The organism is Roseovarius sp., assembly GCF_018066915.1.
Lineage (GTDB): Bacteria > Pseudomonadota > Alphaproteobacteria > Rhodobacterales > Rhodobacteraceae > Roseovarius.
Map to the genome: position 1 here is coordinate 1 of NZ_JAGPVV010000196.1, position 10,435 is coordinate 10,435.

Consider the following 10,435-nt stretch of genomic DNA (forward strand, 5'->3'; position numbering starts at 1 on the left):
ATTGTCGCGCAGCACAGGGGCGGCGCGCACGGCAAAAACCCCGGCCTTGGGGCGCGGCGCATGGGTCAGATACGCGCAATCCCCGGCGGCAAATATCGCCTCTTGCCCCTCGACCCGCAAATCCGCCCCCACGCGCAAAAACCCGTCCTCCGTCACCGGCAATCCGGTTTCGGCCAGCCATCCATGCGCCCGCGCGCCCGCTGCCCCCGCGACAAACCCCGCCGCAATCTCGGTGCCATCGCCCAGAACCACACCCGCACCCGTGACCTGCGCCACCTCGACACCCGTCAGAATACGCACCCCCGCCGCCGCACAGGCGCGGATCAGGCGCGGTCGGATCACCGGCGCACCCGGCGCAATCTCCCCTGCCCGCTCGATCAGCGTGACCTCTGCCTGCCCCGCAACGCCCCGCAGCCGATAGGCCATCGCCATCGCCAATTCGATCCCGGCGATCCCGCCGCCGATCACCGCCGCTTGCGGTGTGGCCCCTTGCGTCACCCGACCCAGAAACGCTTCCCACGCCCCGGCAAAGGGGCCGAGCGGCTTGGCTGCAACGCCATGTTCAGAGAACCCCGGCACCCGTGGCATGCCTGAATGAATCCCCACATCGACCGAGGCCACGTCAAACCCGATCTCGCCCCGCCCCGCGACCGTCACCCGGCCCTTGCCCGCATCAATCCCCGTGACCGCACCCACGATCAACCGCGCGCCCGCAAACCGCGCCAGCCGCACCAGATCAATTTCCAATTCCTCGCGCCGGTAATGGCCCGCCACCAACCCCGGCAACATGCCCGTATAAGGCGCCACCGGATTGGGGTCGATCACCGTCAACCGCGCCCCGGGCAGCGGGTCCATCCCCCACATCCGCAGCACCAGCGCATGAGCATGACCACCCCCGATCAGCACCAGATCACGGGTCAGGGGAACAGAGGCAGGCATCATCGGAAAACTCCTATTTCTGCGCTTGGGATAGGCCAAGCCGCCGCATAGGAAAAGCGGCGAATGCGCGCGCCTCAGCCGCCCTTGAGCCGCTTGAGCAGCACGACCTCGCTATCGGGGCGAATGGGCGTGAACCAACTGTCGTTATAGACGCGCCCGTCTATCGACACCGACACGCCGCGCTCCAACTCCGCGCGCAGGCCGGGGAATTTCTCCCCCAGCCCATCAAGCAACGCGCGCAAGGTGTCGGCCTCGACCGCCACCTCGCGTTGGCCTTCCGCGCTCTCGGCCAGCGACCCCCAGAGCACGACCTTGACCATCAGCCCTTGGCCGCCTGAATCGCGGCCAGAACACGCGGCGGCGACATCGGCAGGCGCGTCATCCGCACGCCCGCCGCCGCCGATACCGCATTGGCCACCGCCGCCAAGGGCGGCACAATCGGCGTTTCCCCGACCCCGCGCACCCCGTAGGGATGCCCCGGATTGGGGATTTCCAAAATCACCGTGTCGATCATCGGCAGGTCAGAGGCCACGGGAATCCGGTAATCAAGGAAGCCTGCGTTTTGCAGAATCCCATCCTCGCCATAGATGTATTCCTCGTTGAGCGCCCAGCCGATACCCTGCACGGCACCGCCCTGAAACTGCCCTTCGACATAGGCCGGATGCACCGCACGCCCCGCGTCCTGAAACACCGTGTAGCGCAGGATCTTGGTGGCGCCGGTATCGGGATCAACCTCGACATCCACCATATGCGTGCCAAAGCTGACACCTGCCCCTTCGGCAGTCACCTCATGATGCCCGGCAATCGGCCCGCCGGTGTTGCTGGCCACGGCGGCGATTTCCTTGATGGTCATGGGGGGGAATTTCCCGGCATTGGGGCCAGCGGGGCGCGCGGCCCCGTCTTCCCATTCGACCGCCTCTTCGTCGATGCCCCAGATCATCGCGGCACGTTTGCACATCTCGCGCTTGGCGGCGCGCGCCGCCTCGATCGTGGCCAGACCCACGGCAAAGGTCACGCGGCTGCCGTCTGTCACCTCGTTCTGGCCCAGCGAACCGGTGTCGGCAATAATTGTCCGCACCTGATCATAGGGAATGCCCAGCTCTTCAGCGGCCATCATCGTCATCGACGCGCGCGAGCCGCCAATGTCGGGATTGCCCTCCGACACTGTCACCGTCCCGTCCGGCGTCACATTGAGGCTGACGCAGGTATCGCCGCCAAAGTTGAACCAGAACCCACAGGCCACACCGCGCCCTTGGTTCTCGCCCAAGGGCGCGGTCCAATGCGGATGCTTATGCGCCGCCTCCAACGTGGCCATCAGACCAATCGCCGGATAGGTCGGACCGTAAGAGGCTTTCGTGCCCTCCTTCGCCCCGTTCATCAACCGCACCGCCAGCGGATCAAGGCCAAATCCCTTGGCCAATTCGTCAATGGCACTTTCCACCGCAAAGGCCGCCATTGGCGCGCCGGGCGCACGGTAGGCCGCCGCCTTGGGCCGGTTGCTCACCACATCCCAGCCAACGGTTTTGACGTTCTCCAGATCATAAGGCGCAAAGGCTGACATCGACCCCATATCGACGGGCGAGCCCGGATAGGCCCCGCCCTGATAGCGCAACTCGGCAAAGGCGGCGGTGATCCGGCCCTCCTTGGTCATCCCGATCCTGACATCAATCGAGGTCGAGGCTGTGGGCCCGGTGGCGCGCAGCACCTCGGACCGGCTCATCACCATCTTGACCGGGCGGCCAGACTTTTTGGCCAGCATGAGCGCCACCGGCTCCAGAAAGACCACCGTCTTGCCGCCAAACCCGCCGCCGATTTCACTGGCCGTGACCCGCAATTGCCCCTGCTCCATCCCGAGGATCGCGGCACAGACATTGCGCACCATGTAATGCCCTTGGGTGCAGACCCAGAGATCCCCCTGACCATCCGCGCTCATCGTCGCCAGACAGGCATGCGGCTCGATATAGCCCTGATGCGTGGCCCCGGTGCGATAGGTCCGCTCGACCACGCGGTCGGCCTTGGCCAGACCCGCTTCGATATCACCATGCCCGAACTCGACCCGCGAGATCACGTTGCCGGAATAGCCCTCGGGCACCGTTTCCTGTTGCCAGCCCTCATGCAGCACCGGCGCGCCGGGCTTCATCGCCTCGTCCACATCCGTCACATGCGGCAGAACCTCATACTCCACCTCAATCAGCTTCAGCGCCTTGCGCGCCACCGCCGCCGAATTCGCGGCAATCGCCGCAACCGCATGCCCATCATAGAGCGCCTTGTCGCCCGCCATGCAATTGTCGATCACATTGGCCACATGATCCGGCACATCGCCGAAATCGGCGCGCGTGACCACCGCCTTGACGCCGGGCAACGCCTCGGCCTTGGAGGTGTCGATCCGCAGGATGCGCGCATGGGCATGCGGGCTGCGCAGAACACGCCCCGTCAGCATCCCCGGCGCCACCATATCCGCGCCAAAGCGCGCGCGCCCCGTCACCTTGTCGATCCCGTCAGGCCGGTTGGGCCGCGTGCCCACAACCTTGAAATCCTTGATTTTCTTGGTGTCATCCAGTGCCATCACGACGCCCTCCGCAAATCCGCCGCCGTTTCCATCACGGCGCGGATGATCTTGTCATACCCCGTACACCGGCAGAGATTGCCCGCCAGCCAATAGCGCACTTCTTCCTCAGACGGGTCCGGGTTGCGCTCGAGCAGCGATTTCGCCGCCACAAGGATGCCCGGCGTGCAGATGCCACATTGCAGCGCGGCCATCTCGATGAACTTCTGCTGGAGCGGATGCAGGACCTCGCCCGCCGCCATGCCCTCGATGGTGGTGATCTCGCGGCCCTCGGCCTCGGCCCCCAGCATCAGGCAGGAGCACACGAGCCGCCCATCCACCGTCACCGAACAGGCCCCGCAATCGCCGGTGCCGCAGCCCTCCTTGGTGCCCGTCAGGCCCAACTCATCGCGCAGCACATCCAAGAGCGTCGCCTCGGCATCACAGAGGAATTCGGTCTCGTCGCCATTGACCGTTGTCGTCACATGTATCCGGCTCATGCCTTTTCTCCTTTCGCGCGCGCCTCTGCGATCACCGCCGCGCGACGGGCCAGAACGCCCGCCACATGGCGGCGGAAATCAACCGTGCCGCGCTTGTCGTCAATGGGGGTGGCCGCCTTGGAACAGGCCTCGGCCAGATCGCTCAGCGTGGCCTCGTCCAGCACCCGGCGCTTGATCGCCGCCGCCGCCGCCTCGACCAGAATGACCTTGGGCCCGACCGCGCCAAGCGCCACACGCGCCGCCGTCACCCGGCCCTCTTCATCCAGGCTCAGTGAAATTCCGCACCCAACCACTGCGATATCCATCTCGGTGCGGGGGATAAAGCGCAGATAGGCATCGCCCGACCGCGTCCCGCGCGCCGGAAGAAAGACCGAGGCAATGAACTCGCCCGCCTCAAGCGTCGTCTTGCCCGGTGATTTGGGAATATCTATCACCGCCACATCGCGCGTGCCCTTGGGGCCAACCACCCGCACAACGGCCCCCGCCGCCACCATCGCCGGAACGGAATCTGCCGCAGGCGAGGCGTTGCAGAGATTGCCCGCCAATGTGGCCCGCCCCTGCACCTGAGTCGAGCCGATCAGCCCTGCCGCCTCGACCACACCGGGCCAATCCGCGACCAAACTGGCATGCTCGCCCATCTCGGCACCCGAGACCGCAGCACCAATCCGCCAGCCGCCATCTTCGGCCGTGATCGCCTTCATCCCCGCGATGCGCTTGATGTCGACCACCACTTCCGGCTCGATCATGTCCGAGCGCAGCTTGACCAACAGGTCCGTGCCCCCCGCCAGCACATACGCCCCCTGCTCCGCGGCGAGAATCCGCACTGCGGCCTCGACATCCTGAGGTGCCTCATATCGCATTTCGGCCGTCCTTTCCTGTTGCTGCACCGGCCAGACCTCTGCCTGACTCGGCCCTCTTTGCGCCAACTATCCCGCAACTCGATCCAAGACGCAAATCGCTTGCCGACGCTTCACCGCCTGCCCGCGCCACTCTTGGTCCCCCGGCCGGCCTTCTGCGCAAAACGCCTTACCGCCGCACGGATATGGCGCTAAAATCGCCGCAATCCTTTGGCAAGACATTTGCACTAATCTGTTCGAGCGTTCTCACGAGGTATTTCATGTCCCAGCCCGATCCGCGGCCCCGTCCCAAACTCGACCGCGCGCGCCACGCGCTCCTGTTCGAACTGATCCGCCAACGCAGCATGGCGCACCATGTCTCACGCCGAAATCCCGACCTCCCCGAAACCGATCCCGCCGATCTGCACCTCTTTGCTCAGGCGGCCGCCCGCTCCATCGCCCCGGACGAGCGCGCGCTGCTCTGACCCCTCAGCCGCGAAAGCCGGTGGCCACCACGAATTTCTCCGAACTGTCGGCGCGTGATGCGGGGGGCTTGACGTTGGCCACCTTCTCGAACCGCTGCTTCAAGAGCTTTTGCAACTCGCCCTCGGCCCCGCCTGCCAGCACCTTGGACACAAACGTGCCACCCACTTCCAGCACGTCAAACGCCAGATAGGCCGCCGCCTCGCAGAGCGCGATGATCCGCAAGTGATCTGTCTGCTTGTGACCCGAGCTAGAGGCCGCCATATCCGACATCACCACATCCGCCTTGCCACCCAGCCAGTCCTTGACCTGCTGATCGGCATCGTCCGCCATGAAGTCAAGCTGATGGATCTCGCAGCCCATGATCGGCTCCACCTCTTGCAGATCGACCCCCACGATGCGCCCGATCGCCTTGCCCTGCTTCTCGCCCAGGGCATTGACACGTGGCACCGCCACCTGACACCAGCCCCCCGGCGCACAGCCCAGATCAAGCACCCGCGCACCGGGCACGAGAAAGCGGAACTTGTCATCCAATTCCATGATCTTGAACGCCGCGCGGCCCCGGTAGCCTTCGATCTGCGCGCGCTTGACATAGGGATCGTTCAACTGGCGCTGCAACCAACGCGTCGAGGACGACGTGCGCCCGCGCGCCGTCTTGACCTTGACCGTCAGGTCGCGCTGCCCGCGCCCCGAGGTGTTCTTGCCATCCGGTGTCTTGGCCATCTATTCCGTCTCACACGTTTTCAATTGTCATCCCCCCATGGGCGATCTCGAACGAGTCAATTGCCACCTCATTGCCGTTGGGCTGCCGATCAGAGATCATCATCCTGACCGGAAATGCCTTTTTGACCTGCCAAACCCACATCGGCTTGCCCATGTCATCCAACAAGGCAATCGTCAGATCCTTGGTCTTGATCGCCGTCATCAAGTTGTCCGGAAGCCAATCGAGAACCGCGCTATCCGCCGCAATCACACCCCGTTTCAGAACGATATTATCATGCTTCTGGGGGCTTGGCAGTTTCAGATGTGACAACCCGGATAACTGCCCCGCGCGGTCGTCAATCGTCGGATGGTCCGCAATCAGCCCCGACACTTCTTGAAACCACAGGTTCTCGGCCCCCACTGTCACTTGGAAATAGAACTGCGATATAGGCGACGGAATGTGCGGCGGGGTTGATGTTTTATCCACCATCATGCCTCTCCGTCCGTCAATACGCCATCCGCCGCCATCTGGGCATAGAGCATGCCTTCACGCAGGCCCCTGTCTGCCACGCTCAGCCGATCCGTGGGCCAGCAGCGCAACAGCGCCTGCAGAATCGCCGCCCCCGACATGATCAGCGCCTGCCGATCCTGCCCAATGCGCGGATCACGCCGCCGCCCCGCAGGCCCCAGCGCGAGATAGGACCGGATCACCCGGTCAATCTCGTCGCTGGTCATGGTCAGCCCATCCACCTTGTTGCGGTCATAGCGCTTGAGGCCCAGATGGCTTGCGGCCACCGTCGTCACCGTGCCGGACGTTCCCACGATCTGAAACCCCTCGCGCGATTGTTCGTCCTTGTAGGGCGCGAATTCGGCAAGGTTCTCCTCAAAGAACCAACTCATCAGCGCAAACCGCGCCGCATCATCCTCGACATCGCGGAACTGATCGCGCAGCGTCGCCACCCCAAGCGGCACGCTGATCCAGTCCACGACCTTGGCCGCAGGCAGGCCCACGGGGCTTGCATGAAACCCCATATGCATCCGCATGATCGCGCGCCGCCGCTCGGAATGCGGCACCGCCGTCAGGTCGATCCACACCAATTCCGTGGACCCGCCACCGATATCCACCACCAGCAATTGATCGGTGCGCAGGCTCACCAACGGCGCACAGGACACGACCGCCAATTGCGCCTCTTCTTGCGGCGCGATGATATCGAGCTTCAGCCCAGTCTCGCGCTCCACCCGCATCATGAAATCGGCACCGTTGGTCGCCCTGCGACAGGCTTCGGTCGCCACCAGCCGCATCTGCGTTACCCGATGCCGCTTGAGCTTCTGCTTGCACACGCGCAGCGCCTGAATGGTCCGATAAATCGACGCGCGCGACAGCCTGCCAGAGCTTTCAAGCCCCGCCCCCAACTGCACCGATTTCGAAAAGCTGTCCACGACTTTGAACTGATGGCCCTCGGGTTGGGCAATCAGCATCCGACAACTGTTTGTTCCCAGATCCAGCGCCGCATAAAGCGGCCCCCGATCCGGATGGGTCAGTGCGGGGCTCTCAACCGGTTTCGGGACCGCGCCCGCACTTTCGGGACGCTTGGGCGTCATAGCAACACGCCCTCCATTTCAAGTTGTCCCCAAACTAGTCCGAAGCGCGGGCGCACGCAAGCGTTGCGAGGGGTCATGATGATGATGAGTATTTTTCGCAATTGCCCCCATGGCCCCTGTCCCAGCCCGCGGCTACTGTGCGCAGGTCGCATGACGCGCCCGTTCTGTCGAAATCCGACCCTGCGCTGCGTCGCTCCTGCATTACGTAGGGACCACGAAGGAAAAAGGAATCAGCCATGGTTGACGTCACCATCGTCTACTGGCGGGACATCCCCGCTCAGGTCATCGTCGGCAAAGGCCGTCGCGGCAGCAAGGTTCAGCTGCCCGAGCGGTTCGAGCAGGCCATCGACCGCGCGGCGATGAAATGCGGCGCCGCTGGCACCGATGCCTATCTCGCCGAATGGCGCAAGGCTTCTCCCTATTCCATCGAAGGCGAACCCGACGCCGTCGCCCAATCCGAGGCGGCCCGGATCGACGCAGAATTCGATCAGGAGCGTATCAAGGCCCTGATCGCGAATGATGGCTGGGCGTGAATGCGCCCTGGATCTCTATGGGAGGCCGCGATGGCACTTTTCAACTTCAAGAAGCGTGAGAAATTCACCCCCGCGAATGGCCAACTCGAGGCGTTCCTTGAGGGCTATTCCATCGAGGTGATGCCGCGCACCGCCGAAAAGGTCGAGAATTTCCGCGACCTGCTGCCCGCCGGCACCCGCGTCTATATCGCCCATATCGAGGGCACGCCGATCGAGGATATGGTCGCCACCGCCGCGCGGCTCAATGCCGATGGCTACCCCGTGATGCCGCATTTCCCCGCGCGCATCATCAAGGACCGCGCCACGCTGGCCGATTGGATCGCCCGCTATCAGGGCGAGGCCAATGTCGATCAGGCCCTCCTCCTCGCCGGTGGTGTCTCCACCCCCCATGGCGCGTTCGAAAGCTCGATCCAACTTCTTGAATCCGGTGAATTCGACCGCGCGGGCTTCAAACGTCTGCATGTCGCGGGCCACCCCGAGGGCAACAAGGACATCGACCCCGATGGCAGCATGAAGAACGTCGAGGATGCGCTTCGCTGGAAACAGAAATTCTCGGAAACCACCGATGCGAAAATGGCCCTCGCCACGCAATTCGCCTTTGACGCCAAGCCGATCATCGCCTGGGCCGACAGCCTCAGCGCGGCGGGCATCACCCTGCCCATCCATATCGGCATCGCCGGTCCCGCCAAATTGCAGACCCTGATCAAATTCGCCATCGCCTGCGGTGTCGGCCCCTCGCTCAAGGTCCTGCAAAAACGCGCCATGGATGTCTCGAAACTGCTCCTGCCCTACGAGCCGACCGACGTCCTCAGCGAACTCGCCGCCCACAAGGCCGCGAACCCGAATTTCAACATCGAGCATGTGCATTTCTTCCCGCTTGGCGGGATCAAGGCCAATGCCGAATGGGCCATCGAAAACGGCGGGGCTTCGGCCACGCCCGCCAACCAGCAAGGATAAGACCAGACCATGACCCGCACCATCGTCGAGAGCAAAACCAAAACCGCCGTCATCGGCTTTGACGAGCCGTTCTGCGTCATTGGCGAACGCATCAACCCCACCGGCCGCAAGAAACTCGCCGCCGAGCTTGAGGCGGGCGATTTCTCGACCGTCGAATCCGACGCTCTGGCGCAGGCCGCCGCAGGGGCCACCGTGCTCGATATCAACGCGGGCGTGGTCTACAACTCCAACCCCAACCCGAACGAGACCGAGCCGCCCCTGATGACCCGCATGATCGAGCTGGTTCAGGGCCTCGTCGATCTGCCGCTCTGCATCGACTCGTCCGTGCCCGCCGCCCTCGAGGCCGGCCTCATGGCCGCCCATGGCCGCCCCCTCCTCAACTCGGTGACGGGTGAGGAAGAGCGTCTTGAATACGTCCTGCCGCTGGTCAAGAAATACAACGTCCCCGTTGTCGCCATCTCCAATGATGACACCGGCATCTCTGAAGACCCCGACGTCCGCTTTGCCGTGGCCAAAAAGATCGTCGAGCGCGCTGCCGATTTCGGCATCCCCGCCTATGACATCGTGGTCGATCCGCTGGTGATGCCCGTTGGTGCCATGGCCACCGCTGGTCGTCAGGTCTTTACCCTTGTGCGCCGCCTGCGCGAGGAGTTGGGCGTCAACACCACCTGCGGGGCCTCCAACATCTCCTTTGGTCTGCCCAACCGCCACGGCATCAACAATGCCTTCCTGCCTATGGCGATCGAGGCGGGCATGACCTCCGCCATCATGAACCCCATCGCCCTGCCGGTGAAACAATCCGAGATCGAGGCGAAAAAGGCCGAAGTCGCCGCCTCCGGCCTGATCCTGCCCGAGGATATGGATGACGAGACCTTCTGCCAGCTCTTTGGTCTGGGCTCCATGCAGGCCCGCGCAGGCAAGGAGATGGAGGCGATCATGGCCGCCAACTTCCTGATGAACAACGACCCCCATGGCGGCAACTGGATCAAGTTCAACAAAGCCCCCCCCAAACCCGGCGAAGAAGTCCGCGCCGGCGGCCGCGCAGGAAGCCGCAGCCGCCGCAGGGGCTAACGCACTCTCCGACAAAGACCCAAACGCGGCCCCAAGGGCCGCGTTTTTTCGTTGAGTAAAACGTTCCCTTAATCCCCAAAGCGCGGAATCAAGGCACCACAGGTGCCGCCGTGCCGCGCCCGTCTGCCCCCAAACCGTCACCCCGGACTTGATCCGGGGTCTCTTGAAATACCCGCCAAGGGCTTGACCCAAGACCTCCCCCCTCCCCTAATCACCAAAGCGCGGAATCAAGGCGCGTAGCGCCGCCGCGCAGCGCTCATGCCGAAG

The 10,435-nt window shown here is 64.0% G+C and carries 12 protein-coding genes; 4 read left to right on the forward strand and 8 right to left on the reverse strand.

What is annotated here, in order from left to right; all coding sequences use genetic code 11:
- The 5 genes from KBT70_RS10710 to KBT70_RS10730 form a co-directional block, all read right to left on the reverse strand.
- On the reverse strand, positions 1–942 hold a 942-nt coding region (locus KBT70_RS10710; protein ID WP_296632673.1), incomplete at its 3' end, for an FAD-dependent oxidoreductase.
- 71 nt (positions 943–1,013) lie between these two features.
- On the reverse strand, positions 1,014–1,259 hold the full coding sequence (locus KBT70_RS10715) for a MoaD/ThiS family protein (protein ID WP_296632676.1): 246 nt from the start codon (positions 1,257–1,259) through the stop codon (positions 1,014–1,016).
- On the reverse strand, positions 1,259–3,505 hold the full coding sequence (locus tag KBT70_RS10720) for a xanthine dehydrogenase family protein molybdopterin-binding subunit (RefSeq protein ID WP_296632678.1): 2,247 nt from the start codon (positions 3,503–3,505) through the stop codon (positions 1,259–1,261). Before KBT70_RS10720 ends, KBT70_RS10715 begins: the two co-directional genes overlap by 1 nt.
- Positions 3,505–3,984 carry a (2Fe-2S)-binding protein gene (locus tag KBT70_RS10725; protein WP_296632681.1) on the reverse strand — a complete coding sequence of 160 codons (480 nt, stop codon included), beginning with the start codon at positions 3,982–3,984 and terminating at the stop codon, positions 3,505–3,507. The genes KBT70_RS10720 and KBT70_RS10725 overlap by 1 nt, the downstream gene beginning before the upstream one ends.
- Complete coding sequence (locus tag KBT70_RS10730) at positions 3,981–4,844, reverse strand: xanthine dehydrogenase family protein subunit M (protein ID WP_296632683.1); 864 nt, start codon at positions 4,842–4,844, stop codon at positions 3,981–3,983. Before KBT70_RS10730 ends, KBT70_RS10725 begins: the two co-directional genes overlap by 4 nt.
- A gap of 257 nt (positions 4,845–5,101) precedes the next feature.
- Between KBT70_RS10730 and KBT70_RS10735 the strand changes: the two genes are divergently transcribed.
- Positions 5,102–5,305 carry a hypothetical protein gene (locus tag KBT70_RS10735; protein ID WP_296632686.1) on the forward strand — a complete coding sequence of 68 codons (204 nt, stop codon included), beginning with the start codon at positions 5,102–5,104 and terminating at the stop codon, positions 5,303–5,305.
- Positions 5,306–5,309: 4 nt separating this feature from the next.
- Here the strand turns inward: KBT70_RS10735 and KBT70_RS10740 are convergent, their stop codons facing one another.
- Genes KBT70_RS10740 through KBT70_RS10750 form a run of 3 tightly spaced genes read right to left on the reverse strand, consistent with a single transcriptional unit; the run spans position 5,310 to position 7,607 of the window.
- A complete protein-coding gene (locus KBT70_RS10740; RefSeq protein WP_296632691.1) occupies positions 5,310–6,026 on the reverse strand; it encodes an RlmE family RNA methyltransferase in 717 nt (238 codons plus the stop codon).
- Positions 6,027–6,036: 10 nt separating this feature from the next.
- Positions 6,037–6,498: a phage tail protein gene (locus tag KBT70_RS10745; RefSeq protein WP_296632695.1), complete on the reverse strand. Its 462-nt coding sequence runs from the start codon at positions 6,496–6,498 to the stop codon at positions 6,037–6,039.
- Positions 6,495–7,607 (reverse strand): Ppx/GppA phosphatase family protein, encoded by a 1,113-nt coding sequence (locus KBT70_RS10750; protein ID WP_296632702.1) that lies wholly within the window; start codon positions 7,605–7,607, stop codon positions 6,495–6,497. Before KBT70_RS10750 ends, KBT70_RS10745 begins: the two co-directional genes overlap by 4 nt.
- 236 nt (positions 7,608–7,843) lie before the next feature.
- On the opposite strand from KBT70_RS10750, the gene KBT70_RS10755 reads away from it, so the two are divergent.
- From KBT70_RS10755 to KBT70_RS10765, 3 genes are read left to right on the forward strand one after another with little or no spacing between them, the layout of a single operon-like run.
- The gene (locus tag KBT70_RS10755) at positions 7,844–8,140 is read left to right on the forward strand and encodes a virulence factor (RefSeq protein WP_296632705.1); all 297 of its coding nucleotides are present in this window, start codon (positions 7,844–7,846) and stop codon (positions 8,138–8,140) included.
- A gap of 30 nt (positions 8,141–8,170) precedes the next feature.
- Positions 8,171–9,097 (forward strand): methylenetetrahydrofolate reductase, encoded by a 927-nt coding sequence (locus KBT70_RS10760; RefSeq protein ID WP_296632709.1) that lies wholly within the window; start codon positions 8,171–8,173, stop codon positions 9,095–9,097.
- Between the two features lie 9 nt (positions 9,098–9,106).
- On the forward strand, positions 9,107–10,168 hold the full coding sequence (locus tag KBT70_RS10765; protein WP_296632711.1) for a dihydropteroate synthase: 1,062 nt from the start codon (positions 9,107–9,109) through the stop codon (positions 10,166–10,168).
- Positions 10,169–10,435 lie beyond the last annotated feature (267 nt).